Raw genomic sequence first — 23,847 nt, 5'->3', positions numbered from 1 at the left:
AAGAACACTCATGTCATCAAGCCACGCAGAAACCCTCCAGATAATCTACGTTTGCTGTGCCGCCTGGGTAGGCCTATGCATCGGGAGCTTCATCAATGTGGTGGTGTACCGCTTGCCGATAATGCTGGAGCGCCGGCGGCAACAGGAGCGCGCAGAGCTCACCTTTTCCACGATCGAGCCCGCAGCCCCTTTTAATCTGTCGGTACCGCGCTCGCGCTGCCCATCCTGCGGCCATCAAATCCGCTGGTTTGAAAACATCCCTGTGTTGAGCTACATTGCTCTGGGCGGGCGGTGCTCATCATGCAAAACCCACATCAGCCGGCGTTACCCCATGGTCGAGGCCTTCACCGGCATACTGTTTGCGTTCTGCATTTGGCTGTTTGGCGTCACTGGAGCAGGAATCACCTGTTCCATTGTCAGCAGCATACTGCTGGCGCAGGTACTGATCTACAGGGATCTTCATGCCAATCAACCTACAAAACCAGTTGAAATGTGAAGGGAGTTGCCATGCCATCCGCATCGTCCACCATGCGCGTTACCCCAAGCACGATGAGCGCCTTGATTAATTCGATGCGATGGAATAGCCATGACTCGTTCAACAACATTGAAATGGCGGCGGCTCTTGGTCTGTCAGCAGTGGAATGCCATGCAGCGCTCCAAAGTTTTGTTGCGGCTGAACTGATCACATTCGACCGCCTGGATACAGATGGCATTGAGAGCTGGAGGCTATCCAAAACTGGTGAAATCGTCTGGCAAGCCAATCGAATCCATGCGCGGGTCACGGCTGCCAAGGTCAAGGAATTCCTGAAGTGCATGCCATTTATCGTCAGCGCATTGAGCAAGAATGCTGACGTGCTGCGTATCCTGGTTGGCGGCGCTTGGGTTTTAGGCCATGGCTATGGGCCTTTTCTGATTGGCATTGAGGTGGAACCCGGCGCGCTGACGCCAATGGAGGAAATGAGGCTGATCGAAGCCGCTCTGCAGTTCGCAAACACCGGCGATGTGCTCGACCAGGAATCCCCAGTGGTGCTTGTATTTTCCAAGGTTGATGCAGGAGTGCCGCACAGGCTGCAGTCCTGCAAAGTGGTTTATCAAGCCGGCCAACCACCAGTAAAGGACATTGAGAGCGCCCCGGTAGCCATAGAGAATCGATCGGACATCAATGAACAGCTCTGGGGGGCGCGATTAGAGGCTTTCGCTTCCATTTGTGGCTTCGACGCGGATATGGAGGCGTTTCATCAAGCGTTGTGGGACTCTATGTCGCATGAGGACCAGAATGTCAAACCCGTCCACAGGCCTTTCCGCGAACTGCCTTTGGCAAAGCAGATGATCCACTGTGAATGTGAGGTGGCGCACGCTCCATCCAGGTGCTCGCCATCGCAACTAGAGTGGCCCGGCGATGGTGTTGCCATATCCTTGCCCGATCCGAAGCTGTTGGCTGCCTGTAGAGAAATGTTTGCTACCGCGGCTGAAGTCGGACCAGAGTATTGGCTACCGGACGGATGGCAGGAAGCCGCAGCACACGCAGACTATTGGTACAGCTGCGGGCGCCCTCAGGGTCTTCAAGCCGATGAAATCTTGAGCGAACTGCTGCCCTTTAACCGAACACGAATCACCGCCTGGATGGATCCTGATCGGGCGCCCGATGTGCTGCACGCACTGGCCGTCGGCGCAAACGAGTTCAGGGAAGCCGCCAAGGCAAAAAAGGTGGAAAGGGGCCGGCAAAAACGACAGACCACCACGGCCTACATCGCCCTTTTCGATATAACACGCCCGCAACCTGAATGCTATGCGTTGGTGCGCCAGCCGACAGGCAATCAAGGCAACATCAAGGCTGCGCTGGACTTCTATTCTCCATTTCTTATCCATCAGTCGCAAGCGGCTCAGGCTATCTACGAAATGGGCTACTTCCCCGCCGCTTTGTGCACGGTCAAACGCATGGCAACCGACGATGAAGTTGCTCTTTTCCAGAGCATTGCAAGCCAACAAAAGCGGGCCGTCGGCTTTCTGCTTGAGCTGCAGGGAGAAACAACACTTGGCTTCAAGCGCGGTGAAACCACCACCAGTAGCGTTGATCTGAGGCTTCGTTCATTGCCGATGGGCGCGATAGCGCCTATACCTCTCTTTGCAGACGAAGAAGATAAGTTTCAAGACGCCATCGCCAACATGCCCAAGGAAATCGCCCTGCGGATGCGCAAATGGTGGGCGTTCCCTTGCAGCACACCCATGATTGAGGTGGCGAAAGCGTGCCTGGAGGGACCAGAGAAGTCCTTGCTGGCAAGGCTTGTTGACCCCACACGCGAATTCGAATTCGAAAAAATGCCTTCACCGAGTCATGGCTATGCGGCCAGCATTGCTGGAGAGGGCTGGCGTGTACGGATCGAGGGCATATGCAACGCTCAGCCGCCCATTGTTATTTACGCGGTGGGGGATTCGACATCCAATGCCCAGCTCCAGCTGAACCCTTACCGAACATGGCGTGGGGTAATGGATGAAATTACTCAGCTACTGCGCTCCTTCATCCTTTTGAAACAGATAGGGATATTGGATGTCGTTGCGCAGTATAGGAACGGCAAACTGCAAGGCGTGGAAGATGAAATGGCGCAGTTTGAGGCTTTGCTGAATGAGCTTGTCACGGCTCGCCTGTTCCGCGGATATGAGGACAACGACTATTTCAGCAGTCCCTACAGCGCATCGTTTGGCCTGGAAGCGCAAACTAAAGGCTTAGGAAAATGAGGAATTTGACGCCCACTTCCATGAAAAACCTATACTGGATGGATGTACAGCACAAATGCGCCAAAGACACCGGTACCGGCATCCCATGCGCCGATGCTGGTTCAGCGCATCCGGGGCACAGTCAAGGCGGGCTTCCCATCTCCTGCTGAGGATCTGGGCGCCGAGCGCCTGGACTTGGCCAGCCTGCTCGGGAGCGACAAGGAAGACGCATTTTTCATGGTGGCCAGCGGCCACTCCATGGTCAAGTTCGGCATCTTCGACGGCGATCTGCTGCTGATTCGCAAGCGCAAGAGACCCAGGGATGGCCATGTCGTGGTGGCCGACGTTGACGGTGAATTTCTGGTCAAGATGCTCTACAAGCGCGACGGCCAGGTCAAGCTCGTTTCAGGCAATCCGGAAATCCCGGATATTGAGCCCAAGGACGGCCAGACCATTCGCGTCTGGGGAGTCGTCACCAGCAGCATAAAGACGTTCTCACCGTGAGGTCTCTCTGTGTTTGCCTTGGTCGATGGAAATAATTTTTACGTGCAGTGTGAGCGCGTGTTCCAGCCAAGTCTGGAGGGCGTGCCGGTAGTCGTTTTGAGCAACAACGACGGTTGCGCGGTGGCCAGAAGCAACGAAGCCAAGGCCTTGGGCATCGCCATGGGCGCTCCCTGGTTCAAGATCAAGCACTTTGCTGACGATGCTGGGCTGGTGGCCCATTCGGCAAATTTCGCGCTCTACGGGGACATGTCAGATCGCATGATGCGTCTGGCCGCCGGCATGGGGCCCAGACAAGAGATCTATTCCATTGATGAGAGTTTCGTCACGCTTGACGGCGTCAAGGGTGACCTGGTGGAACGTGGCCACAAAATCCGTGCTCGCATCCTCCAGGGCATTGGCATACCGTGCGGGATTGGCATTGGCGCGACCAAGACGCTGGCCAAGCTCGCAAACCACGTCTCCAAGGCCGCGGAACGCAAGCCAGGTAGCTACCCCGCGCATTTGGCCCAGGTGTGCAACCTTGAGGCATTGAGCAAGGGTGAGCTTGAAGCCATCCTGGCCAGCACCGATGTGGGGGAGGTCTGGGGGGTGGGTCGCCAGATCGGCAAGCAGCTGGTCGCCGGCGGCATCAACACTGTTCTGGATCTGGTGCGAATGGATGCTGGGACGGTTCGTCGCAGATGGTCCGTGGTCCTGGAGCGCACAGTGTTGGAGTTGCAGGGGGTTTCCTGCATCGAACTGGAACAGGCTCCACCCCCAAAACGGGAAATTGCCTGCACCCGCTCATTTGGGCACCCCGTTACCAGCCAGGACCACCTTGCCGAGGCAATAACCGAGTTTGCATCAACAGCGGCCGCCAAGCTGCGTAAACAGCGCAGCCTGGCCGGACAGGTGCTGGTCTTCATTCGTACCAGCCCATTCCGGCAGTGCCCGCAGTACAGCCGTTCCGTGACTGTGCCCATGCGCCGCCCAAGCGCCGATAGCGCCCTGATCGTAAACGCCGCCTTGCTGGGCCTGCATGCGATCTACCGCGAGGGGTTCAACTATGCCAAGGCCGGGATCATGCTGCTGGACCTGCAGGGAAACACACACCAGCAAGGTGAACTGGACCTGGAGGGGGATGACACGAACGACCGCTCCACTTTGATGCTTGCCATGGATGAGCTCAACCAGCGCTTTGGAAAGGGAACAGTGCTTCTGGGAAGCGCAGGCCTGGGCGGCAGCCGGCGGGCGTGGTCCATGAAACAGGAACGCCGCACGCCGGCGTACACCACCTGTTGGGACGACATACCCGTAGCGAAAGCCTGACTCGACCTCACTTTGCAGTTGTCATAGGCCGAATCCGTGCTAATTTAAATGAACGGAATTTCCAAAACCAGGTAATCATGGCAAAGCTGCTAGCAATTGTTGAGGTAGACGAAGCACAAAAAGTTCAGTGTCAGGAGCCTGGTTGCGGCCACGGTGTCTACAAGCGCATCCACGTGGTGGACGATGGCGGCAAGATCATGGTGATGGGTTCTACCTGCTTCGAAAAGCGTTTCGGTACCGCACCAAATCTCCAGCCCGAATACTCGGGCAATGGGGCAGGGCGCCCGCTTACCGATGAGCAGCGCCAACTACTGCTGCAGAACACTGCCCAACTGATCGTCCTTTTCGATGAAGAGGCGAAAGCCAACCGTGCAAGACTGCTTGAATCGCTGGAACGAAATCGCAAGGCGATTGCCGAACGTCAAGCGGTATTTGAAGCTAGAAGCGCTGTCCTGCGCCAGCTGCGAGCGGCCGAGGTGCCATCGCCGCGATCAGTTCCGATCATGCCTTGGAAGTGGGTAAAGCCAATGTCTTCCATGGCGTACTTTCACTGGCCTGATGCGCAGGGATGGATTCGTGTGATGCACGCGACAGGAGGGCAAGTGGTGATGCCTTGGCCCGCGTCGGATGGATGGGATGAAGCGCTCCCGCCAGTCGTAGGTAGCCCAGACCTGGAGTTGGGGGGCTATCGCGTAAACGATATTGGTCCCTGCATTAGCTACCTGCGTAAACACGCCCAATGGGAACGTATTGGCATATGGCGCGACATCATGGAGGCGCTTGCAAAACACGGAAAACGTCTCATAACCTAGCGAATGCCAAAAGATATTGTTGGGTGTGAGGCGAAATTCCCGTGCGCAAAGCGATGACAAGCTTCGCACTGCTGGCTAGAATGCAATCACTTTGGCTAATTGCCAATTTGCTGGTCTTGTGCCAGCCTTCAACTTAGTTTTTAATTTTCACCCACTGGGCACCGTCCCAGTGGGGATGTGCCCTTATCCAATAGGACACATCATGAAGATCATCAACAGCCCTGTGCGTAATGTCAGCCCCGACGTCGAGTCATCCAATGACCCTCGATCCAGGGGTTGGGCTTCCAAGCCGAAAGCAATTGCTCAAGCGAAGAAGATCGCGCGTAAGCGTGAACGTGCCATGCTGCGTCCTTTGGCAATGAAGGAGCTGCTGCGCGAGCATTTGGTCACCGTCGCTGAACAGCGGGCGGCGGCTCGTTTTGAGCGTGAATACGCTTATTACGATTTGATGCGCAAACTGGCCAGGTCGAGCCGCAAGCACTCATCGCGTGCAAAGCGGCAAAAGCCTGACCATTGCGTCGATATTTCGAGCGGGGAAACTCGCTTGGAAATTCGCATTGAGTACATGGTTGCCGGTGAGCGTCGCGAGTCCGCGCTCCTGGCGTCATGTGCAACTGACGATTGAATATCACCTCAACAGTGACGTTCCGAAAAGCCCTCAAACTTTCACAAAGTTTGGGGGTTTTTTCATTGGTGAGGACCCGGAAGTACACGTGCGGCCAGGGCACAAAATCATCGTACATTTTGGCATTGAACTGCTGCTGGTTCCGCTTACGACCCCAACGGACAGGGCAAGAACTCATCATTCTCAAAACTGCGTGTTTCTATCGACGATTCCCGAGTCATCAGAGAGAAATTCACAGACTGAGACTGGGTAGCAACCGCCGACCACTGCCTAGAATGGGCCGCGAGTAGCAAAATTCCACAAACCCATAGAGCGCCACATCACTTTTCAGGGACGACATGCCTCATCAACTCCGCCGGATCATCGCCATCAATATCAGGAATCCCAACGGAGGGTTGCCATCCGGACGAATCGCTGAACTTGACCCTCGTGGCGGCGTCCTTGCAGTAGGGGACAACGGTGTGGGAAAGACGACGTTCCTTCGGCTTATGCCGATCTTCTATGGCGCAACGCCTACCCAGGTGCTCAAGGGTACTGGCCGCTCCAGCATGATCACCTACACCCTGCCAGACCCGAGCAGCGCAGTAGCCTATGAGTACGAGCGTGAAAGCGTCACAGACCTGCGCACGGTAGTGATGCATGCCCGCGCTGGCGAAGAAGCTCCCCAGTTCCACATCATCCACGGTGGGTACAAGGAAACCTACTTCTACGACGAAAACAATCAGTACGTGGGCCGGGATGAATTCAAGGCCCGGGTCGAAGCCACGGGAGTAGAAGTCACCCGCCGGCTCAGCCTGCATCAGTACCGGGCGGTGATCCTGAATGAGCGTCTGTCCACCAAGGAAGGGGTTGAGCTACGCCGCTTGGCTGCATTGCACTCGCTGGGCCCACGCGCCCTGTACAACCTTGACCAGATTTCAGCGGCCATGGCCAATGAAAAGATCAACTTCCGCGACCTGCAGAACATCGTCCTGGAGCGAGTGTCTGATGCCCACACAGTAGGGGTAAAGCCGAGCAACGTGCGCGAACTCAAGCAGAACAAGGATTCGGTGTCCCGCTGGATGGAAGCTCGCACCCATCTGGCCGACATTCTCAAACGCAAGCCAGAAGCCCAGCGAATCAAGGAACGGGTGGCAAAGATCAAAGGATTGCACCTGGAGTTGTGTTCCCTGCACGTGGCCGTCAAAAGCGCCCTGGGGCAGGCCAACGTCGAGCATGAGCAGCTGCGCGCCCAGCATCTGGAATCCTCCACGCGGTTCAAGGAACAGCACGATGCCATTCAGGGGTCAATTCGGGCGCTGGTGAGCACCAAGGAACAGGCAGATGGCGCTTTTCAGGATAAACGCGCTACGGTGGCCAGCGCGCTGGACAGGCAAACCCATTTCCAGCGCATTGACGTTCAAACGATGGCTTCTCTTGACGACACTGAGGCCGACCTGCAGGCGCAGAAAGCCTCCAAGGAAGGTGAGCGGGACACACTGACCAAAGCCGCGGGCGACATCACCAGGAAGCGGGATGAGCGCAAGAACGTCATCGAGCAGAGCGCTTCGGCCCAGATTGCGGACATTGACGCACGCAGCAAGCAGTCCTTGCGCGAATCGATGGCCAGCATGAAAACCATAAATCAGGCACAGGACGATGCGTTACTGGCGCTGGCCACCCCTGCTCGCTTGGCTGAAATTGCGGCCGACCGGGTCAAGATTGGCACCGCCGAGGGTGAAATCAAGCAAAAGCTCCAAAACCCGATGGCCACAGTCCAAACCCGTGCTGATCGCCAGGCTGCGGAGGCAGATGCCAACCGCTGGGCCGAAGAGCTCCAAAAGGCACAAGGCGAGGTCAACAAGACGCGGGATGGCCATGACAACGCTCGCCGTGCGACTGACCACGCTCTGGCCCAGGTGCGCCAGTTGGAACAGGAGGCCCAGAATCTGAGCGATCAGATAGAGCAGCTGCAGGCATCGTTGACCCCGGAGGCAGGCTCCCTGCTGGAGTTCATCCGAGGGGGTGACCCTGGCATGTGGGCCAACACCGCAAAACTGCTGGAGCCCGCCTTGCTGGCGCGTACAGACCTCTACCCTGCGCTGGCTCCCGATGCCCTGGACGGGGTTTGTCCGGAGGGAACGGTCACTGTGGGGCCTCTCAACATCCGCGTGCAGGAGCTGGACGTGCCGGCATGGTTTGACATGCAGGAAGTTCGCGATGGACTGGAACGCCATCAAGCGCATGCCACGCAGGTCGCGGAGGCGCTCAAGCAGGCGACGGAGACTGCAAGGAAGCTCGGTGTCCAGGGCAAACAGGCTGAAACCGCTTTCGAAGGCGCCAAGGCGCACGAATCCCTCACCCAGGCTGCTTTGGATTCGGCACGCCAGAAGAAACTGCGGCTGGACAAGGTGGCACAGGAAGAAGAACGAGCATTCAAGGAATCAGCGATCGCCGAACGCATCTCTTTGAATGAGCGCAGCCTGTCATTGAACGCCGAGGAACACCGCATCACCCAGGGCGTTGAGGCTGCGCGTCTGGAGATACGGGAGGACTTCAAGGACCAGCGTGATCGCCTGGAACAAGCCGACCTGAATGCCGATTCGCGTTTCCAAGCGGAGAAACAGACGGTCCAATCCCGCAAGGATGAAGACCTGGCACGCCTGCAGGATGACTATGAGCGCAGTTTGGCAGGCATGGGGCTGGACCCGCGCCGTGTTATCGACCTGGACGCGGCCATTCAGAAACTGGGAGACCAGCTCGACAGCATTGCACGAAATCGACATGAAGTGAGCGCGTGGCGGGTGTTCAGCCGCGAGCAGCTGCCTTCGCTGGAGTCCGACAAACTGGATCGCGACCGCCTGGAACAGCGCGCACGGGATGTGGGCAAGCAGCTGCAGGAGGAGCATGCGCGATCTGAGGCTCTGGCAGCACACGTCAAGCAAACATTGGGTGACATTGAGCTCAGTATCGAAGCCCGTAAGCGGGAAGCACTCCGCCTTGAGGAATTCCTAACCCATGGCCTCAAGGACTTCCTGGACCACGTGCCCGCACATCTGCATGTGGACTGGAGCGTGCCTGATCTGGAAAACTCCATCAAATCCCGGCGTGGCACCATGGATACCGAGATGGATGAGCTGCAAAAGGACAACCGATCCCTGCGCAATGAATTGGTCAAGCATCCCGGCGGCCCGGCGGACTGGCTGGACCACAAGGAACGAGACTTGCCAGACCGCCAGATCCTGTTGCCTCATCAATACCTGTGTGCCCAGGCTGATGTGCTGTGCGACTGGTTTGAGCCCATGGAGAGTGGTCCCTACATCAACCAGTTGAACAAGGAAATGCAGGGGTTCTTCAGCCTGGCTGGCGAGTTCGTCCGTGTTCTGGACCTCTTTGAGCGCCGTGTTCAGACTTTCAACAGTGATTTGAGCAAGGCCTTGTCTGCCACCAAGCGCTTTGAACGCTTCCGTGACTTGTCAGTGACGGTCAGCTCAAGCGTGAGCCAGTTGGACTACATCAAGGTATTGCGCCAGATGCAGGACAAGGGCAATCGCAACCCAATGGCCTACCGTTCGGTCTCACGTACAGAGCAGGACCTGCCATCCGACGAAGATGCAGTGCTGGTGAGAACCTTCAGGGATATCCTGCATAACGATGGCGGTTTCAAAATCAACCTCAATGAGCAGGTTCGGCTTGAATGCACCCTGTACGAGAACGGGCAGCGGCGCACCATCAGCAATGAAGAGGAATTCCGCTCAGTATCGTCGAATGGCAATTCCGCGCTCATCACCGCGATGTTCCTCATGGGATTTGTGCAGATGATTCGGGGTGACGCGCCAGTACGGTTGACCTGGATCACTGATGAAATTGGGAGATTCGATGCAAAAAACTTGGGGGCTTTCCTCCAAACGCTGGACCAGCACAAGATCGATGTCATCAGCGCATGCCCAAGCATAGATCCGGCATTGGCGCGCTTCTTCCCACGTCTTTCCCTCTTTGAGGGTAACGGCGCAATCTACACGACAAAGCAACACTTCGCTGGAGTCACCAATGGCCAAGATTGAATCCGCCCTCAAGCACCTTGCCAAAGGGGACTTCATTTGCTCCGTGCACTTCCCAGAAGAGTTCGACGCTCTCCAGGACCCGATGGGTCGCACGAAGGCTAGTGAGTGGCTACAGACCATTGGATACCGGCTGGCCCGGTTAAGTGATGAGGGCGCTTTCTTCATGGCTTACGAGGTGCCAACGGTTGAAATGCGCAACCGCTTCCGTGAAGACCTTAAAACCATCCGCAACCGACTGGAGCCCTATGTTGGGTTCATGGAAACATTGCGTCAGGCCCAGGGCCGCAATCCGCAGATCCAGGCAGGAGATGTGGTGTGGCTAACTGAAATCAGCGAAGAGGTGCGCAGGTCAGCGCTACTGGAGCGCCGTCTGTCTGACATGCGGGATTTGGCCGATGCACGGGTGGCAGACGGTGGGGCAACATTGCATCGCGTTCAGCGTATGTTCAACCTGCTGGAGAACGAAGGCTACCTGGTCGAAACTAACGCCACAAGTAAAGGCTACACGTTCACCGGCAAGGTCGAGTATTTGTACCAGCTCATCGCCTTCATCGCTGAAAACACGCCGCACCTCTCGGATGACGAAGTTGTCGACCAAATCGATTCCCAGATGCGGATCGACACACCCAGCCCAGCTGGGGGAGAAGACCAGAAGCCATGAGCTCCCCCATAAAAGATGTTCTCAAAACGCTTCACCACAATGCAGAAGTGGTGGAGCAGGCCTTGCATGGAGTTATCAATTCCGAAGGCACAAGCAGCAACCCATCCATTACCGCACTTCGACAGGCAAGCGCCCTGCGTCCCGCCGGCGAAGATGGCTACCGGTTACACCCGCGCCTGCGCGAATACCTGCATGATCATCTGCAGCTCTTTCCAGCGTTCCAGAGCCTGGCTGAAATCGGCTCTCGTATCTCGCAGGTCAACAATCTGTGGATGGAGGTGGACGATATACGCCGTTCCGCCGACACCGAGACAGTCAATACCATCGTGGACACGATACAGACCACGGTCTTCGACATTGCAGACAGCGTGGACCGCAACATGCTGTTCCTGCAGACCCTGATGTCCACCAGGTATGGCAATGTGCGCTCTCTGGAAGCCAAAAAAAGCCAGAACCGGTTCTACCAGCAGCAAACCAACACCTTGGCCGATGATCTGACCCGCTTGTCCAAGGTGTGCGACAAGGTGGAACGCGAAGCCAGCACCCGGGGGCTGGAAGACCTGGCACGCTTCATTCGGCGCAACCTGCTTTCCCGGATCTTGGTTTGGCAACAGTCAATGTCCGAAATGCAGACCCATCTCAGCAAAGAGATATACCGAATGCGGGAGGTAGAGCGCAACCACAAGCTGCTCGCACGCATGGATATGCTTCTTCGGCAACAGCCTGGATGGCGTGGATTTGAGGCCGATTTGAGGGGTGAAATACCCGATTTCCTGATGGCTGCGTCATTGCCTGCAATCGCAGCCCACGTAGAGCCATTGGACACGGACACCCAGATTTTCGATGAGATGCAAAAGCAGGCCGCCGCGCTGCCGGCAAAGCAGGTTGAACCTGAGCTTCAGGAGGTGAAACGCTACACCCGCGTGATCGACCCACCCTACGAGCAAAAGCTATCAGACGCCGCAATCGCTCTTGAGCGGCTGGTCCAGGCTGTCCAAACCTCTCCCTCCGAAATGTCACTGATGGAGTGGCGACTGACAGACGACAAGGCACAGAGCGTGGAACCTCATGTTTGGCTGGTATTCGCTGTCATGGGGTTGCGCGGCCTGAAGTTGCCGGTCAGCCTGGTCAACAACGGCGCCAGGGCTGGAGAGCGGTTTGCTCATTCCTTTGGCGATGCCATTGCGCACCCAGCACCTGCAGCGCGAGCACAAGCATGAATCCACGAATAGTCGATTTCTTGAGGAGACTCATTGCAGACGGCGTAGTCGAGCGCCGAAACGGCGAAATTGCTGACCGTTTAGCCAGCGTTGAAGGAATCGGCAAGATCAAAGGGGCGAGGGTGCTCTACACCGATGAGGACCACGCGAAAATACGGAACCTGCTCACCTCCCGGGGTTTCGACATCGCTGCACCAGCTGGTGACTTTTCCAGAAGTAACTCCCCGCGGGGAAGTTCAGAAAAGTCCGGCGCGCTGCGCGTCTCAGATGATCTAGTCGCAGTGGTGCCTATAGCAATGCCAGCCTTCCAACACCTTCCAGGTAGCGTTCTCACACTTGGTTCGCATGCCGCGCAGGCCTTGCCCTACGAGGTCTTGCTTGTCAGCGAAAACTTGGAGCCCATGCTCCAAATGCACACCTACAGCTGGATGGGGACTTACACAAGAGGACGGCCGACATTGGCATTGTTTCGCGGAGCACCAGGTTACTTCCGTACCGATGTGGCTGCAAGGCTCATTCAACGAGACACGCGCCCCACACTAGCCTTCTTTGACTTTGACCCCAAGGGGTTGTCTATGGCGGCTTCTCTCCCTCGGCGGGAATCTCTATGCATGCCACCTTGGCCGAACTTGCTGACGGCAACAAAGGAAAACAGGCGTTCCAATCTTTTCACGCAATCAATACACGCCTCTCGCCCGCATCTCGATCATTCTGGTCACGATGAAGAAATTGCTCTAGCGTGGAGCCGACTCAAGGAATTGAGCCTTGGATTGGACCAGGAACACTTTCCGCGCTGAGTGACCGGACAGACTTGTTTAAACGAACGCTGCTGCAAGACGGCAAGGACTGGACTTCGGAGCCGGTGGACATGATCACGTGGAGTTCCGTTTCCCTTAGCGGAACGCACAAACTCCCCAACGGTTGTTATCTTCGACCGTTCAATGCACTACTTTCCATCCATTGAACGGTCGGGAACAGACAAGATAGTGCCTTACAGTTTGTCTATCTCTCAAATGGAGTCTGCTGTGGCCAGTGCCACCCTATCAAATATTACTGTTGCTCAATCCAAATCTGTTCACATCCTTGTGAGCAGTGAGCATTTCGACCTGAAACGGTTGAGCGACCCGTCGCAAGCAGAGCGCTTTCAGGAAGCGCTCGATGAAGCACGTCACAAATTCGGCCACGCTCTCTGCATGTGCCGCCCAACTCCCCTGAAATTGCAGGTACGCCTCCGGGATGGAAAGTACCATCTGGCTGTCTGGCCAGAGCAGGGGTCCATGCACGACAGCTCCTGCATTTTTTTCCGCGAAGACGAAGCCGGCCCAGAGACAGAGATCGCCACTCAGGTGAAAGAAAACGAGGATGGAAGCAGGGAAATCCGCCTGACCTTCACTCTTGACCGTTCTTCCGTTGCGAGTACGCCCCGGCCCCAAACTGCATCCCGGTTGAGTGTTGACGATCACAAGCAGTCAGAACAGGCATCCCTACGTGGCCTGTTGCATTTGCTGTGGGCTGAAGCAAACCTCACCCGATGGCATCCGAGCTGGGAGCGTGACTGGGGCCGCGCGCGGTACGAACTCTTCCAGGCTGCCAAACACCTGACCATCAAAGGCGCAACGCTTGGAGAACGCCTGTACGTGCCGCGCCCCTATCGCGAGTCTATGCAGGATGAAATCAACCGCGAGTGGGACAGATTCAATCGCAGCCTTACACGCGGGCAGGTTGAAATCATCAAAAGCGGCCTGATCGTGGCCCCTGTTCGAAAGTTCGTGGAGCTTCCTGCACAGGAGAGTGGCAAGACTGCAGCCTTCATGCACTTGCGTCATATGCGCACACCAATAGGCTTGAATGACGCGACCTACTCATTCCTGCAAAACCAATGCAAAACAGCGGTACGCCGAGTTTTCGTTAATGCCCAGGAAAATGAACGCGCAAAAGAACCGCGGCCGGCGGGCTGGATCCACTTGCCGCAGCCGGAAGTCATTGCCATCGCCCACGTCGAGGCAAACACCAGGGGCGGGATCTGGGCGCGTGGCGTTTGGCTGATGTCCGTTCACCCACGGGTGTTCATTCCTGCCGGAAACACCGATGACATCCTGCTCATTGACGCTTTGATGCGCGATGGCCACCAATTCAGCCGCTTGCTTACCTCGCAGCAGCCGATGGCACGCACCCGTCCAGAGTGGACGCTACGGCACGTTTACGACCCCCAGGGCATTCCGGTGCCACGCGCTGCGCTTGAGATATTGAGCAATGGGGCGATGCCGGAATTCGTGAGCAAACGCGCTGAACTCGCAGACGCTCTTGCCACCAAAGGCATTCCGGTGTGGACTTGGACGCCGTTGGGACGCCAGCTCGATAGGGTTGTTCCACCGCTTCCTCCGCCCGAGCGCGTGCAAAAGAGTATTGCCCTGCAAACACTTTGCGCGATGGCTTCGGCACCAGGCACGTTTTACGCGTACGGCTCACGCAATGAGAGCCAAATTAACCATTAAAGGAGAGCTTCAAGATGACACTTGCAACCACCACTGGACCCGAGGCCCAAAGCGGATCAACGCTGAGCCCGCCACTTTCTCGTATCCCGGAAATTCTTAAAGCCGATGCCACGGCGCCTGGATCTGCCTTGAACAATCCAACGTCACTCCTACCTGTGGCACCAGATTCACAAACTCAGCGCCCACCCGCTGACCATTTGCGTTTTGTCCAAAGACCCGCAGAGATCCGCCCTGCAGCAATACAGCCGGCTACTGAACAACTGCGTGAAGTCCGTACATGTGTCCTTCCAAAAGGTCTGACCTTTATTGGGGAAGCACACTACCCTTGCGATGTCCGAATTGACGGCGTAGTGGATGGCAAGGTGACTGCAGAACCAGACCGCACCATCACCGTCGAAAAAGACGGCAAGTTCAAGGGCTCGCTCAAGGCCACCAATGTCCGGATTGAAGGCGAAGTCGATGGCGAAGTTTCCGCAACTGGTGGGCTGGCCAGCTTTGGCCCGAAATCTGTTTGCAAAGGGCACATCACCTATGGCCGTCTGACGATTGCCGAGGGTGCCGACGTCGAAGCTTCCATGAAGAAGCTCGCGGCTTGAACCCCTAACACAGCCAACGAATAAAGGAATTTGATCATGAACACAATGGCCACGATTGCGAAGTCTACCGAACCCCGCCTGTTCCCAGCCAGCATCCTTCAAACACAACACACGGTGCTGCCCAAGTCGGCGACCATGAAAGGCGACATGGCGGCCTCCGAAGACCTCGGGATTCGCCTCGATGGTGAATACAACGGCAAGATCGAGCTGGGCAAGGCCGGCTCCATCCATATCGCCGGCAGCGCCACTGTTACCACCGATCTGCTCATTGCGGACTACATCTTCGTGGAAGGCACAGTGAACGGCAAACTTCACGCCCGAAAAGGCATTGAGCTCAGTCCCACGGCCAAAGTGAAAGGCAGCATCCAGTACGACGCGGACCTGGACATGCACCCCGGCGCCCGCATTTCCGGTCAAATCAACGGCCCCGAGATCAATCTGTAATTCCAGGGACTTCATGCAGAATAACGAAGAGCAGTTCTGGGCAAACATGCTGGTGGGAAGTAATCCAGGATGGTCGGTGAGCATGGCCGAAAGTTGGGGCGAGGGCGGTATAGCCCTTCCTCATCTATCGGCCAATATTTACGCCTTCGACACAAGCAACGGCTGGAGTGGAACCTGTGCGGTCACCCCTGACGACTTGATTCAGGCAGCGACAATTATGGAAGGCTCAAAAATCAGGCGGCATGCAGCCGTCAGCTTCGCCCACCGTGAACTGGTACGTGCCGCAGATGAGAAGTCCACCGCCAGCTCGAATGCAACGCGCCGCGCCATGGCGCTGAACATGTATTACCTGGCCCAGTCCCAAACAATGAAGGTGGTTCGTACACGCTATGGCTCGGTGCGAGGACATTGGCTGTGCTTGCTTTACCGCTTCAAGCTGGGCCAGAGCATGATGCGACCGGCGTTTCGCAGCAACGTAATTGGCAATGAGTCGTTGTCACATGAACTTTTGGCCCAGTGGGCCAGCGAAGTCATACACGAAGATCAGACTGCCCAGGATTCCGGGCTGCTGCGCCAGCTGCGCGCTGGCAATCAGCTACTGCTTAAAGAAAGCATCGTGACTGAATGATGAAGGCCATTAAGGTATTCGATCCAAAGACTTTTTATAACGGTAACTTGCAATGTTTAAATTAGCAGCACCAACATACAAAGGCCTTCAACAGGTCATTCATCCGCTGACCATTCGCGGGCTATGCTTCATGTTCTTAGGCGTCATGCAACTATTTGCGCTTTTGTTTTTCATGCAAAAGTTTAGCTCTGAACAGATGAATTTCAACAATTTGCTGCTTGCAAGAACAAATGCAAACGCCGCCGAACTTGCATATAAAGCCGTATCGCAAGGGCCAGAAATACTACTGGAATCATATGGAGTCCGCACTGCCGATGAAATGCGCACCAAGAAAGATGAAATTGTGAAGAAGGCTTCTGAGATTGAGAAAGCGTTCTTTGCCTCCAAGCTTGATTTCACCACTTCCCTGTTACTCGGTATCGTGATCATCGCCAATGGCGCCATCGTCTGGCTTGGGATGGTTGGAGAAAGACGAAAAGTGAAAGCCTCCGCGATGCCTCCAGCCCAGGCGTAAACGTATAGATTTCCTTCGGTGCGACGCATGAACGCATAAAGGATACAGTTCTCAACGTTCCGGCTCGATCGCATCTAGCCGCCAGGCCATCCAGGCATCGAAATTCTTGTCTTCGGGGTTCGTGAGAAACCGGTCCAAAACATCGGGCCGATCCGTTGCAAGCCACCCCCGCAGGATGCTCAGTGCACCAACACTCTTGGCACTCCATCCATTTTTGATCAGGAGTTGGGCCTTCGCCGCTGACGGGCTGGCTTCAAACGACCTGATGATCTCGTCCCGTTCTACCGCGTCCAATTCGTAGAGCTTGGTCGAGAAAACATCGGCCACGTGCTTTGAAAAATCCTTCTTCAGGCGTGCATGCCGCAATTCGGCCGCGAGTTGGGCTTCCTGCGCCTTCGCCTCGGCCTCCACCTTTTCATGGTCCAGGTCATCACCAACGGCGCCTGATGCAATGTTGGCCAGGATGCCATTGAAATAGGACTTTTTGGAGTTGATGGGCCGGCCTGCAGCCTTCAGCCGGTTTTCGGCCGCCTTGAGCCGCAAAATGGAATCTGCCACTTCCTCGTAGGAGTGGGCCTGGCTCAGGTTTTCAATTTCTGACTGCGTGAAGTCCAAACGCTCCAGGACTCGTAACACGTCCTCTGGCCAAGTGAGGGGAAGCCCGAGTGAAGGCTGCTTCTTTGGGATGAACTTGAACTGGAGCTTTGATACTCTGGTGCCGGAACGGTATTCCTTGAGCTCCAGCGTGTAGCTCAATGCCTGGATATCGTTGACCCGGCGAACGGCATCCATCAGCACACGCCGTTTGAAGTCGCCGTAATTGACCACTCGCTTGCCCTGCTCGGGATCGTCGACAACATACCGAGAATGGCCCATCAGCAGTTCAACCCATGTTGCGGTCGGCAGGACGGCCGTGACCTTGGCATGGGTGTTCACATACCGCCAGGCATTTTGATAAAGCGCGTAGCCGGCGGCGGTCCCCAGGCCTTCCATGGCCTGAAGCGAAAGTGTGGCCCAATTGCTGGGCTCCAGTACGATTCCCAGTATCGAAGGATCAATCGAAAAGCGTATGAGCCCGCGCTTGTGCCCACGCCCGTAGCCCAATGAAGAGAGGAAGTGGCTCTTCATCTCCCACTCCACCTCAGAGTCTTCCCCCACGATGTTCCAACGAAGGATCATTTCGAACAGCTGGTCCAGCTCTTCATAAATGCGCTCGTAATTCTTGCCAGGGATGCCGGCCAAACGCGCAAGATCGGTAACCCGAGTTTCAAACATTGGAGACAGGCGCTCGGTTCGCACGCGCTCCAGCATTTGCTTGTCTCGCTTGCGAAAGTCAATCTGAGCAACCAGAATGCAGGCATCGAACAAGCGCCGGCTATTGAGGCTTTGGCTGTGCTCCGGCCGCAAAGGGGTAGCATGGATGGCGCTCACCGCCTTGCGGATGCTCCTGATCGTCTCCGGGATGATCAGATCCTCGGTCGGGAAAAGTGACGGTTGGTCAGGCTCACGCCGCCTCATGTCGAAACCGCGGTCTTCTGGATCGATGGCAGTTGTTTCGGTGTTGCTCACATGGCAATCTTAATCGATGGCAGAAGTAGGGCGCTCTCTGCCATCGATCATGCTTATGGTGCGCGAGTATGCAGTTTTGCCATGGTTCGACTGCCCAACTGCCATGCCTGGTATGCACTTATGCTGGTTTGTTCTGCCTGTTGCCACCGATAGTATGCAGATCTGCCATTGAAGATGCGCTAAGTCATTGATTTATCAGGTGATTTCCAGTTGGAACATTCAGGATGTTTTTTGCAATCTTGAAACAAACTGGGAGCACCTCACCAACTTGAGTGCTGGAATCGGCAATCCCGGTTCTCTGTTCGGTATTAAATCGAATCCAAAAACAGGCGATTAACCCATTTTTTAGGCACTTATCCTCGTACAGATGGGAAAAGGGAGCCGAACAACCATGGCAAGTTTGCATACTTTATTTGAGTATGTTGGATATGCAGACCCAGCAAAATACCGTATTCAAGCAAAAATCACACAGCTGAGCGGTATGCAAGTCCATTGCCGAGCTTTGAAACGCTACACTCCGGTCTGTGCAAGACGACAGAGAAACCCGCAAGCTCAACGCCATCGTTGGCGCCGCAATCAAGGCATTGGCCGAAAGCGGTGCCGCGGATGAGTTCGTTGGTGCATTTGCCGCTTCACATCGTGCCAAGGTGGCCGGCATCCTCGGGGCCAATGAGCCAGTTTCCGATTCACAAGATCTGCTGGCGATCGTTACGCAAGCAGTTGGCATGGCCTTGGAACAAGCTGGTGTTGGCAAGCGCAAGGAAACCACCACCAAACGCGTTAACGTCGAGATTGCAGGTCGCCGCACTTCACTGACGCTCTCCCGCAATTCCCTGGACAAGCTCTCCCTGGCCAAGGGCACAAAACAGCAAGCCAAGGCTGTGATTCAGGATCTGGCAAACACGGCACCTATGGATGTGGAAAACCGCTCTGCATGGGTCGAGGAACGCCTGCATGGCTACCTGACGCTCATGGACCGGGACGGCCCATCGTTGGCGCACCATTGAGCCCTTTGGAAACGCAAAAGCTCATAAGCGAATGACGAATAGAAGCCGGGCAGGTCCAGGCAAGAATTATTTGAATTTCAGCTCGCCTTCGCAAGATTGCGATGGCCTGATCGCACGCCGCTTGATGACCTTAGGTGCTATTCGTTGACGATTCCAAAAAAGTCTGTTTAAATTAACTCGCTTTCGGACAATCCGAATTCGCTGACAAATGTCAGCCTTCAACAACCCCCGACGGGAACCAAGGTTCCCACTGGGGGAAACTCTTGGAACTCGTCAATCCCTTTAATGGAGATTGAAATGAAGAGCCAAGCAGTTTATGAAACCAAGTACAACGCTTTTTCTGCCCACGTGGACTTCCTTGTGTTGGCCATGTCGGAAGAAGCTGGCACCACTGTCAACAGTGCTGCTAAGGCTGGTGGCGAAGATGGCGTGCAAGCGCTGTTTGACGCCGTCATGGATGCCGGTCACCGCATGGTGCTGGTAAAGGCTCTCAATTCGCCCGCCATTTCTGGATGGGTGCGTGAGAGGCTGGAAGTGTTTTTGTACGGTCAGCACAAGCAGCAACCCATGCTGTTCAAGCGCACGTACCACTGACCAAAAGGAAATGGCGAGAAATACGCCATGTCGAGAATAGCTCCGGCTATGCGCAGTTCAATCTGCACTCGCTGAAAGTCACTGTCTATGGTGGCAATTTCATCCTGACCAGGCCACAAGCCTTGGTCAGGCCCAATTTCAGGAGCAGCCTTCGCTGTACCTTCAACGAAACGCCGCCGCAACACAGATTGCCGCGTGCACACATTGATCCGAATATGGCTTCGCGCCATATTTGCGGGCGATGTGTCGAGCTTCACTGCATCGGCCGAACGGCCTAACTCACGGGAACCATACTCACCCGCGGGGCAGTGTGGTTCTCAATTCTTTTTGAGAAACCACATGAAAACCAAAACAGCGTCATTGCAAACATCCATTGCAGACATGTTCCCCTTCGCTTTGGAGGAAACCAGCGACGTGCACGGCAAACCCATGGCGGGCTTCGTTCACCAGGGAATTGTGATTCACGACCCCACGGTGACAGAGTGCGGCCGTTTTGCGGCCACGCCTGACCTCTACGGCATGACAGAAGCGCAAGTGCTTGCACTGATGCAGCTGAACTCAACGCTTGATGAAGCAACGGAATCCGCCATCAACGCCGGTTCACTTGTGATTCAAAGGCACCTGGGCATCACCACTGGTGATATAGCCGGCGCATATTTCACCGGTGAAAGTCGAGAGCAGATCGAGAGCGCGATTCTTCTATACGCACTTACTGAGATTGCACGGATGCAGGCTGCATAAGCGGCCAGTTGACTGCAACCAATACAACCCGGATGGGCACTTTGCCCTGATGGTGCAGGTGCTCTCCATAAACAGGAGATTTTCAAATGAATGCTGTGCAAACAACACAGGCCCAAAAAAGGGCGAGCGCGGACAAGCGCGCCGACAGTTTCCCGTTCGTGGTCACTGCTGATCTTAATGATCCCTATGACGATGTAATCATTGGAGACCGAGCTGCCGATTACGACGGTATTGAGATTCAAGGGGTGAGAAACCTCTATGAGAACAACGATCCGCGGGGAACCTGCATCGAGGTAGACGCCGAGAATCCGCAGTTCTTTTCCGTGTACATCCACATCAAGAACGGCGGCGTCGAATGCGTCGGTGACTTTGGAACGCATGCGCTGGCCCAGGCCTACGCAAATGAACTCCATGTCAAATATGGCTGGAGTGTTTCTGACTTCACACCGAAGAAAATGAATTGCTTGAACCTGAGCGTTCGAGTCATGCTGGGGGATCAATCGGCATACGCGTGCATCAAGACCGATAAAACGAGTCTTGATGTTCGCTTGTCGCCAGGAAGGTCTGCCAAGACATCATTGAGTGAAACGGTGAAAGAAATCCGCGAGAAGGCCGCGCGCATGCTCAAACGCGCAGACCTAATCGAAGCGGCAGCGACGCAGTTGTAAAACCTAAACTAATTCCCTGGTTTCCTCGGAATTTGCAAACCCGGACGGGCACTTTTATGCCCTCTGGGCATGTGCTCGCCATAACTCAACGGAGAGAAGAAAATGTTGTCCCTACAACGTGTTCTTGCGAGCGAAAAACGACAGCGCTTCTTTGGCCATCTACGCGCCACTGAAGTCTTGCCAATTCACCATCTAATCCGAATCGCACGTTCCAGTGCTAACTACAGCCCAACCATGCGCGCAGCAGCGTTGCGGCAACTAATTGCACAGTCACCAATTGACGTGACCAAAGGGCGGCCATTCGCTGAACGACGACACCTGGCCAGGGCCCACTACGGGATCTGAACTCACCCCACCTGGCGGGCGCCATATGCCCTCTGGGCCGATGCTCTCAATTCATTAGGAGAAAAATATGAACCAACCCATGACAGGTTGCCTTTACGAAAGCGATAACGAAATATGACCGCCATCACTCTCACAACACTGTTTGGAGCGCTATCTGATGCAGCTCTTTACGTGGCAGCGAACTTGCCCGAAGTGATTGGAGCGGTCACGGGTATCTGTGGCGCTTTGATGCTCGCCATGAAATCACGGCTATCTGCCTGGGCCTGGCCAGTTTGGATCGCGTCCAACTTTGCCTGGATCTACTACGCCGTGTCGCTTCATGCTTATGGCATGTTGACGCAACAGGCGGTTTTTTTAACCATCAACCTATTTGGGACTTGGCAGTGGCTTTACCGCAAGGCGCCCGTCGACCAAGACAATGAGGTGAGTCGTTTGCTTGAACGACATGAGCAAGCTTCAAGCATCTGATGCTGACGACAACTAAGTGAACTTTCAAACCTCAAGGCAACCAATCCCCGGGGGCCTTTTTTTGTCTGCCTGTGACTAATTTCTTGAGCTTCTCACCCAAGACGAATTGGCCTGGTCGACAGTCCTCGCACTTATTATCAAAACCAAATGCCCTCAGTCCTCACCGGACTGGGGGCTTTTTCTTTGGGGGGATGAAATCCATTTCGCTGCTGCAATCCTGCATTAACTGAGCGATGTTTGAAAACGCCATCTAGGCTGCTATCATGGTGTGCATGAACACTAAGGCAATGACCAACAACGTGCGCTTGCGTAAGCTGGTCGAAGGCGCAGGCCTGTCACAGCCCGCCGCACTATCGATATTTAACCGCGGCTTCGGCATTATGGGCATCAAGGATTCGACATGGAAGGGCTACTTCTGCGATCCATCCACCACACGGTTTCGCAACTTCAATGATGAGCTGATGGTTCATGCTGAAAAGGTTTTCAAGCCGCTGCAAAAATAGTGCTTGCAGATGGTGTGCATGCACACCATACTAGAGCCAAGAATACAAACCGACTGAAGGTATACCGATGAACTCCAAGTGCGATCAGCTAATCGAAATCAACGAAGTTTCAGCCCTGTTGCGACGCAACGGCTACAGCTTCTCAGATTACGGCACTTCGGTCGTGGTCAATGACCCGGTCCATCGGATTGTTGGCGCCAAGCTTGTTCCTCACGGGAGCAATCAAGTGGTGTTGCAGAACGCCAAGCAGGCCCGCCAATTCATTGCTGCTCGCAGCTAACCAAGGGAAGCTTCAACATGGGACACGCTTTAACCAGTACCGCAGCCTGCAATACGGCTGAGGCAATTGCACTTGAAAAGGCAAAGCTTGGCGAAGGTGCGAAGGTGGTTTCACTGCGCCGTAAGGCCTGGGATAGCTTTGACCTGGCCTACGTCGTCCAGGGCGCCAAAGGTGAGCTTAAAGATGTGGTTGTCACAAACGCCGCCCTGAAACGCCGCATGGCTGCAGCAACGGCTTGAAAGGAAATCAAATGCATCGTCCTGACTATCTGGCGCTCGATGAGCAAGGCCGGGAATATAGGCGAAAGGCAAAGCTTATTGGTGAACTGCCGGTGGGAGCGAGAGCCTTCGCGCTGATTGAGGCCACCGCCGTGATTGCTACAAAGACCGGATTGAATCCAGTGAAACAAATCCCATTTGGCTCGCCAGTGTTTACTGCATTTGATGGTATGAACCGACCTAAGGCAAAGCACCACGCTGAGTCTAAGCTGCTGCTTACTCATGGCGATGATGTGTCTCTGGACTATTGCCCTTGCTACAACTGATTGGATACCTACGTGACCACAACAAGCGAACGCAAACCAACCTTCGATGAGGCCGTGGGAATTGCATGGTGGAACTGCCTCAGTGAGGCAAGTCGTGTCGAATGGGCAGCTACGGCTGGGACGGGCGTTGTCGCTGACGCCTGGGCGGCTTTCAAGAGTGCCAACAGGAAAATTATTCAAGAGGCCTCTGTCGAGAAGGCTAAGCTGCCAGAAGCAATTCAAGTGGCACAAATCGAAGCCATGAAGATCATGACTGAAGCGAAGAAGATGCTGGAACAAACAGGCTTGGAGGTCTCATTGATCACACGGTGTCCTAACGGATCGCAGTGGCCGGTGTTGATGCTTGAGGTTGGTGTGGCCTATGCGGATATTGAGAAAGTACGCAAGGGTGAACGTTAAACCTGTTTTGGGCGCTGAAACAGCCCTTGCGCGTAAGACTTCTTCCATTAAGCTGAATTAAAAATTCAAAGTGGAAAGCTAAGGGAGGGTAGGGAGAAGGCATCACTGCCTTCCCCCCCCCTAAGAACCGTACTTGCGACTTTCACCGCATACGGCTCACGCAC

26 protein-coding genes are annotated in these 23,847 nt (G+C 55.3%); 25 read left to right on the top strand and 1 reads right to left on the bottom strand.

The window, feature by feature from the left end; translation table 11 throughout:
• Window positions 1-10 precede the first annotated feature (10 nt).
• From ACFQND_RS07470 to ACFQND_RS27300, 15 genes are all read left to right on the top strand, one after another.
• A complete protein-coding gene (locus ACFQND_RS07470) occupies window positions 11-496 on the top strand; it encodes a prepilin peptidase (protein WP_371438938.1) in 486 nt (161 codons plus the stop codon).
• Between the two features lie 11 nt (window positions 497-507).
• On the top strand, window positions 508-2,736 hold the full coding sequence (locus tag ACFQND_RS07465) for a hypothetical protein (protein ID WP_371438937.1): 2,229 nt from the start codon (window positions 508-510) through the stop codon (window positions 2,734-2,736).
• A 42-nt stretch (window positions 2,737-2,778) separates the two neighbouring features.
• The gene (locus ACFQND_RS07460) at window positions 2,779-3,219 is read left to right on the top strand and encodes a LexA family protein (protein WP_371438936.1); all 441 of its coding nucleotides are present in this window, start codon (window positions 2,779-2,781) and stop codon (window positions 3,217-3,219) included.
• 9 nt (window positions 3,220-3,228) lie between these two features.
• On the top strand, window positions 3,229-4,527 hold the full coding sequence (locus tag ACFQND_RS07455; protein WP_371438935.1) for a Y-family DNA polymerase: 1,299 nt from the start codon (window positions 3,229-3,231) through the stop codon (window positions 4,525-4,527).
• 77 nt (window positions 4,528-4,604) lie between these two features.
• Window positions 4,605-5,339 carry a hypothetical protein gene (locus ACFQND_RS07450; RefSeq protein WP_371438934.1) on the top strand — a complete coding sequence of 245 codons (735 nt, stop codon included), beginning with the start codon at window positions 4,605-4,607 and terminating at the stop codon, window positions 5,337-5,339.
• 202 nt (window positions 5,340-5,541) lie between these two features.
• On the top strand, window positions 5,542-5,964 hold the full coding sequence (locus tag ACFQND_RS07445; protein WP_371438933.1) for a hypothetical protein: 423 nt from the start codon (window positions 5,542-5,544) through the stop codon (window positions 5,962-5,964).
• Between the two features lie 338 nt (window positions 5,965-6,302).
• Window positions 6,303-10,007 (top strand): ATP-binding protein, encoded by a 3,705-nt coding sequence (locus ACFQND_RS07440; RefSeq protein ID WP_371438932.1) that lies wholly within the window; start codon window positions 6,303-6,305, stop codon window positions 10,005-10,007.
• On the top strand, window positions 9,994-10,668 hold the full coding sequence (locus tag ACFQND_RS07435; RefSeq protein ID WP_371438931.1) for a hypothetical protein: 675 nt from the start codon (window positions 9,994-9,996) through the stop codon (window positions 10,666-10,668). The genes ACFQND_RS07440 and ACFQND_RS07435 overlap by 14 nt, the downstream gene beginning before the upstream one ends.
• Window positions 10,665-11,888, top strand: a complete 1,224-nt coding sequence (locus tag ACFQND_RS07430) for a hypothetical protein (protein ID WP_371438930.1) — start codon at window positions 10,665-10,667, stop codon at window positions 11,886-11,888. The genes ACFQND_RS07435 and ACFQND_RS07430 overlap by 4 nt, the downstream gene beginning before the upstream one ends.
• Window positions 11,885-12,685: a DUF7281 domain-containing protein gene (locus tag ACFQND_RS07425; RefSeq protein ID WP_371438929.1), complete on the top strand. Its 801-nt coding sequence runs from the start codon at window positions 11,885-11,887 to the stop codon at window positions 12,683-12,685. Before ACFQND_RS07430 ends, ACFQND_RS07425 begins: the two co-directional genes overlap by 4 nt.
• Before the next feature lie 228 nt (window positions 12,686-12,913).
• Complete coding sequence (locus ACFQND_RS07420) at window positions 12,914-14,383, top strand: DUF1173 family protein (protein ID WP_371438928.1); 1,470 nt, start codon at window positions 12,914-12,916, stop codon at window positions 14,381-14,383.
• A 14-nt stretch (window positions 14,384-14,397) separates the two neighbouring features.
• Entirely contained in the window at window positions 14,398-14,979 is a 582-nt protein-coding gene (locus ACFQND_RS07415) for a bactofilin family protein (RefSeq protein WP_371438927.1), read from the top strand.
• A gap of 36 nt (window positions 14,980-15,015) precedes the next feature.
• Window positions 15,016-15,423 carry a bactofilin family protein gene (locus ACFQND_RS07410; RefSeq protein ID WP_371438926.1) on the top strand — a complete coding sequence of 136 codons (408 nt, stop codon included), beginning with the start codon at window positions 15,016-15,018 and terminating at the stop codon, window positions 15,421-15,423.
• 13 nt (window positions 15,424-15,436) lie between these two features.
• Window positions 15,437-16,051 (top strand): hypothetical protein, encoded by a 615-nt coding sequence (locus ACFQND_RS07405; RefSeq protein ID WP_371438925.1) that lies wholly within the window; start codon window positions 15,437-15,439, stop codon window positions 16,049-16,051.
• 52 nt (window positions 16,052-16,103) lie between these two features.
• Entirely contained in the window at window positions 16,104-16,565 is a 462-nt protein-coding gene (locus ACFQND_RS27300) for a hypothetical protein (RefSeq protein WP_449301350.1), read from the top strand.
• A gap of 51 nt (window positions 16,566-16,616) precedes the next feature.
• Here the strand turns inward: ACFQND_RS27300 and ACFQND_RS07395 are convergent, their stop codons facing one another.
• Window positions 16,617-18,134, bottom strand: coding sequence for a replication initiation protein (locus ACFQND_RS07395; protein ID WP_371438924.1), 1,518 nt, complete (start codon window positions 18,132-18,134; stop codon window positions 16,617-16,619).
• 524 nt (window positions 18,135-18,658) lie between these two features.
• Between ACFQND_RS07395 and ACFQND_RS07390 the strand changes: the two genes are divergently transcribed.
• The 10 genes from ACFQND_RS07390 to ACFQND_RS07345 all read left to right on the top strand — a co-directional run bounded on the left by ACFQND_RS07390 (window position 18,659) and on the right by ACFQND_RS07345 (window position 23,683).
• Complete coding sequence (locus ACFQND_RS07390; protein ID WP_371438923.1) at window positions 18,659-19,141, top strand: hypothetical protein; 483 nt, start codon at window positions 18,659-18,661, stop codon at window positions 19,139-19,141.
• A gap of 297 nt (window positions 19,142-19,438) precedes the next feature.
• Window positions 19,439-19,735 carry a hypothetical protein gene (locus tag ACFQND_RS07385; RefSeq protein ID WP_371438922.1) on the top strand — a complete coding sequence of 99 codons (297 nt, stop codon included), beginning with the start codon at window positions 19,439-19,441 and terminating at the stop codon, window positions 19,733-19,735.
• A 339-nt stretch (window positions 19,736-20,074) separates the two neighbouring features.
• The gene (locus ACFQND_RS07380) at window positions 20,075-20,476 is read left to right on the top strand and encodes a hypothetical protein (RefSeq protein ID WP_371438921.1); all 402 of its coding nucleotides are present in this window, start codon (window positions 20,075-20,077) and stop codon (window positions 20,474-20,476) included.
• A gap of 86 nt (window positions 20,477-20,562) precedes the next feature.
• On the top strand, window positions 20,563-21,144 hold the full coding sequence (locus tag ACFQND_RS07375; protein ID WP_371438920.1) for a hypothetical protein: 582 nt from the start codon (window positions 20,563-20,565) through the stop codon (window positions 21,142-21,144).
• A 459-nt stretch (window positions 21,145-21,603) separates the two neighbouring features.
• Window positions 21,604-21,957, top strand: coding sequence for a nicotinamide mononucleotide transporter (locus tag ACFQND_RS07370; protein WP_371438919.1), 354 nt, complete (start codon window positions 21,604-21,606; stop codon window positions 21,955-21,957).
• Window positions 21,958-22,244: 287 nt separating this feature from the next.
• Window positions 22,245-22,460, top strand: coding sequence for a hypothetical protein (locus tag ACFQND_RS07365; protein ID WP_371438918.1), 216 nt, complete (start codon window positions 22,245-22,247; stop codon window positions 22,458-22,460).
• A 67-nt stretch (window positions 22,461-22,527) separates the two neighbouring features.
• Window positions 22,528-22,740 carry a hypothetical protein gene (locus ACFQND_RS07360; protein WP_371438917.1) on the top strand — a complete coding sequence of 71 codons (213 nt, stop codon included), beginning with the start codon at window positions 22,528-22,530 and terminating at the stop codon, window positions 22,738-22,740.
• Between the two features lie 17 nt (window positions 22,741-22,757).
• Window positions 22,758-22,979, top strand: a complete 222-nt coding sequence (locus ACFQND_RS07355) for a hypothetical protein (RefSeq protein ID WP_371438916.1) — start codon at window positions 22,758-22,760, stop codon at window positions 22,977-22,979.
• An 11-nt stretch (window positions 22,980-22,990) separates the two neighbouring features.
• The gene (locus ACFQND_RS07350; RefSeq protein WP_371438915.1) at window positions 22,991-23,284 is read left to right on the top strand and encodes a hypothetical protein; all 294 of its coding nucleotides are present in this window, start codon (window positions 22,991-22,993) and stop codon (window positions 23,282-23,284) included.
• Window positions 23,285-23,296: 12 nt separating this feature from the next.
• Complete coding sequence (locus ACFQND_RS07345) at window positions 23,297-23,683, top strand: hypothetical protein (protein WP_371438914.1); 387 nt, start codon at window positions 23,297-23,299, stop codon at window positions 23,681-23,683.
• The last annotated feature ends 164 nt before the right edge of the window (window positions 23,684-23,847 follow it).

The organism is Polaromonas aquatica, assembly GCF_042659145.1.
Classification (GTDB): Bacteria; Pseudomonadota; Gammaproteobacteria; order Burkholderiales; family Burkholderiaceae_C; genus Polaromonas; species Polaromonas aquatica.
Note: the sequence above shows the minus strand (reverse complement) of the source record. Positions and strands in the feature narration are given on the sequence as shown.

What these genes read in the sequence shown, in the direction of transcription:
- ACFQND_RS07385 (WP_371438922.1), top strand. Translation starts at nt 19,439, where the DNA reads ATGAAGAGCCAAGCAGTTTATGAAACCAAGTACAACGCTTTTTCTGCC.
- ACFQND_RS07425 (WP_371438929.1), top strand. Translation starts at nt 11,885, where the DNA reads ATGAATCCACGAATAGTCGATTTCTTGAGGAGACTCATTGCAGACGGC.
- ACFQND_RS07360 (WP_371438917.1), top strand. Translation starts at nt 22,528, where the DNA reads ATGAACTCCAAGTGCGATCAGCTAATCGAAATCAACGAAGTTTCAGCC.
- ACFQND_RS07355 (WP_371438916.1), top strand. Translation starts at nt 22,758, where the DNA reads ATGGGACACGCTTTAACCAGTACCGCAGCCTGCAATACGGCTGAGGCA.
- ACFQND_RS07435 (WP_371438931.1), top strand. Translation starts at nt 9,994, where the DNA reads ATGGCCAAGATTGAATCCGCCCTCAAGCACCTTGCCAAAGGGGACTTC.
- ACFQND_RS07365 (WP_371438918.1), top strand. Translation starts at nt 22,245, where the DNA reads ATGACCAACAACGTGCGCTTGCGTAAGCTGGTCGAAGGCGCAGGCCTG.
- ACFQND_RS07370 (WP_371438919.1), top strand. Translation starts at nt 21,604, where the DNA reads ATGACCGCCATCACTCTCACAACACTGTTTGGAGCGCTATCTGATGCA.
- ACFQND_RS07440 (WP_371438932.1), top strand. Translation starts at nt 6,303, where the DNA reads ATGCCTCATCAACTCCGCCGGATCATCGCCATCAATATCAGGAATCCC.
- ACFQND_RS07380 (WP_371438921.1), top strand. Translation starts at nt 20,075, where the DNA reads ATGAAAACCAAAACAGCGTCATTGCAAACATCCATTGCAGACATGTTC.
- ACFQND_RS27300 (WP_449301350.1), top strand. Translation starts at nt 16,104, where the DNA reads ATGTTTAAATTAGCAGCACCAACATACAAAGGCCTTCAACAGGTCATT.
- ACFQND_RS07415 (WP_371438927.1), top strand. Translation starts at nt 14,398, where the DNA reads ATGACACTTGCAACCACCACTGGACCCGAGGCCCAAAGCGGATCAACG.
- ACFQND_RS07450 (WP_371438934.1), top strand. Translation starts at nt 4,605, where the DNA reads ATGGCAAAGCTGCTAGCAATTGTTGAGGTAGACGAAGCACAAAAAGTT.
- ACFQND_RS07410 (WP_371438926.1), top strand. Translation starts at nt 15,016, where the DNA reads ATGAACACAATGGCCACGATTGCGAAGTCTACCGAACCCCGCCTGTTC.
- ACFQND_RS07375 (WP_371438920.1), top strand. Translation starts at nt 20,563, where the DNA reads ATGAATGCTGTGCAAACAACACAGGCCCAAAAAAGGGCGAGCGCGGAC.
- ACFQND_RS07460 (WP_371438936.1), top strand. Translation starts at nt 2,779, where the DNA reads ATGTACAGCACAAATGCGCCAAAGACACCGGTACCGGCATCCCATGCG.
- ACFQND_RS07445 (WP_371438933.1), top strand. Translation starts at nt 5,542, where the DNA reads ATGAAGATCATCAACAGCCCTGTGCGTAATGTCAGCCCCGACGTCGAG.
- ACFQND_RS07430 (WP_371438930.1), top strand. Translation starts at nt 10,665, where the DNA reads ATGAGCTCCCCCATAAAAGATGTTCTCAAAACGCTTCACCACAATGCA.
- ACFQND_RS07465 (WP_371438937.1), top strand. Translation starts at nt 508, where the DNA reads ATGCCATCCGCATCGTCCACCATGCGCGTTACCCCAAGCACGATGAGC.
- ACFQND_RS07350 (WP_371438915.1), top strand. Translation starts at nt 22,991, where the DNA reads ATGCATCGTCCTGACTATCTGGCGCTCGATGAGCAAGGCCGGGAATAT.
- ACFQND_RS07470 (WP_371438938.1), top strand. Translation starts at nt 11, where the DNA reads ATGTCATCAAGCCACGCAGAAACCCTCCAGATAATCTACGTTTGCTGT.
- ACFQND_RS07405 (WP_371438925.1), top strand. Translation starts at nt 15,437, where the DNA reads ATGCAGAATAACGAAGAGCAGTTCTGGGCAAACATGCTGGTGGGAAGT.